Below are 2,167 nucleotides of genomic sequence, written 5' to 3' on the forward strand. Positions count from 1 at the left end.
GGCGGCCGCAGCCGCTCGCGGGCCAACTGCTCGATCGAGCGGAAGCGTTCCTGCAGGGCGGACAGCTTGTACCAGGTGTCCTGTGCGGCGGCGAGCAGCGGAGCGTCCTCCGCGAGGGCGGCCTCCAGCTCGCCGAGACGGCCCTGCACCTCGGCGTGCTCACCCTCGATCTGCTCGCGCCGCTCACGCAGCGCGGTCTCGTCGGCGATCTCCCGGTCCAGGGTGGTCCGCAGGGTGGCAAGGTCGTCGGCGAGCAGGCGCAACCGGGCGTCACGCAGGTTGGCCTGGATGGCGGCGGCGCGCCGGGCCACCTCGGCCTGCCGGCCCAGCGGCTTGAGCTGACGACGCAGCTCGGCCGTGAGGTCGGTGAGGCGGTTGAGGTTGGTCTGCATCGCGTCGAGCTTGCGCAGCGCCTTTTCCTTGCGCTTGCGGTGCTTGAGGACGCCGGCCGCCTCCTCGATGAACGCCCGGCGGTCCTCCGGCTTGGCGTGCAGCATGCCATCGAGCCGGCCCTGCCCGACGATGATGTGCATCTCCCGGCCGATGCCGGAGTCCGAGAGCAGCTCCTGGATGTCGAGCAACCGGCAGGAGTTGCCGTTGATCTCGTACTCGCTCTCGCCGGAGCGGAACATCCGGCGGGTGATGGAGACCTCGGTGTACTCGATCGGCAGCGCGCCGTCGGTGTTGTCGATGGTGAGGGTGACCTCGGCGCGACCCAGCGGCGCCCGGCCGGCGGTGCCGGCGAAGATGACGTCCTCCATCTTGCCGCCACGCAGAGCCTTGGCGCCCTGCTCGCCGAGGACCCAGGCGATGGCGTCGACGACGTTGGACTTGCCCGAGCCGTTCGGGCCCACCACGCAGGTGATCCCGGGCTCCAGCTTCAACGTCGTGGCGGAGGCGAAGGACTTGAAACCCTTCACCGTCAGGCTCTTGAGATACACCTACTCGATCCTCGTCCGGTGGCCGCCGTACCGTCGCCGGCTGTGGGGACCTGGGTGAACTCGCAGACTAACCCGGCGGTGCGAGCGGGCCGGCACGCGACCCGCCCCACGTCGCGTCGACAGTGGGCGCGCTGTTGTTCCGTCAGCCGCGAGAAAGACAAACGCCTTTCATGATCGGCTTATCCGTCGAGGCGCTTTTCGGGAACTGCGAGGCGTGCTTCCCGGGGAACCCATCGCAAGATCATGAATGGTTCGCCGTCGAAAGGTGCCGGACAGTGTTACGCGCCGGCACAGAGGTGTCGGCGCGCATTTTTGCGATGGTGCGATTCAGTTTTTACGACCTGGAGATCAGGTCAGCGCCGGCTCGGCCAGACGGAGCAGATCGTCCGCCTCCGCCGCAGCCGCCGCGAGCCGATCATTGTCGGCACGCAGACGCGTGATCTCGAACTCCAGTGCCTGAACCCTGGAACGCAGTCGGGTGACCTCGTCGAGCAGACGCCGGTCGGGCGCTGCACCTACGTGGCCGTAGAGGGCCTTCGCCATGCTGACTCCTTGATATGCGCTGCCGGAAAGGCCGGCCAACGCGCGCCCAATTCATACGCGGCTGTCATTCCAGGCTGTATCTGGGCATGACCGGGCGCGACTGGCGACACCTATATATTGAGCCGCAAACCCCTCCTTCGTCAAGTTCTCGCAGGCCGTAGATCATCTCCACGTCGACCTGTCCACTTGTCGGGGGGCTGCCGCAAGGCACGGACACTCTCTGTCCGGACGCCTTTACTGTACGCCCGGATCCGCGGAAGTCCGCACCCTGGCGTCCGACTTCCCCTTAACTCTTTCTTAGCCACGTTGCCGCAGGTCGTAGGCGCGCCGTAGCGTCACCCCGGCCCGCAACCGACCCCTGGAGGCATAGGCGTGTACGGCTGGACCGATCCGATGGACCCGAACGGCGCCCCCCGGCGCGCCGAGGGGCCGACCGACGAGCCGGCCTGGCTGCACGACCGCCCGGAGCCCCGCTCGGCCTACCTCTTCGGCGACGAGCCCGGTCAGCCGGGCGACGAGTGGCACCGTGAACAGCCCACCGGTGGCTGGCAGTCGGGCCCGGCGACCCCCGCCGAGCCGGCCGACACCGCCGCCGGGCCGGCCCACCAGCCCGAAGGCGAGACCGACGGTTGGGGCGACAGCCGCCCGACCCAGGACGCCACCGGCAGCTGGCACACCGAGGC

At 68.9% G+C, this 2,167-nt stretch carries 2 protein-coding genes and 1 pseudogene; 1 reads left to right on the plus strand and 2 read right to left on the minus strand.

Features of this window, described 5'->3' with window-relative positions; translation table 11 throughout:
* The coding region (locus tag PSH25_RS22295) for a chromosome segregation SMC family protein (RefSeq protein WP_238660921.1) at positions 1-941 on the minus strand (941 nt) is incomplete at its 3' end.
* A 348-nt stretch (positions 942-1,289) separates the two neighbouring features.
* Complete coding sequence (locus PSH25_RS22300) at positions 1,290-1,484, minus strand: hypothetical protein (RefSeq protein WP_030487463.1); 195 nt, start codon at positions 1,482-1,484, stop codon at positions 1,290-1,292.
* Positions 1,485-1,856: 372 nt separating this feature from the next.
* On the opposite strand from PSH25_RS22300, the pseudogene PSH25_RS22305 reads away from it, so the two are divergent.
* Positions 1,857-2,167: pseudogene (locus tag PSH25_RS22305) on the plus strand (CAP domain-containing protein); the annotation flags it as partial.

The sequence above is a fragment of the Micromonospora foliorum genome (assembly GCF_022229015.1).
Taxonomy (GTDB): Bacteria; Actinomycetota; Actinomycetes; order Mycobacteriales; family Micromonosporaceae; genus Micromonospora; species Micromonospora foliorum.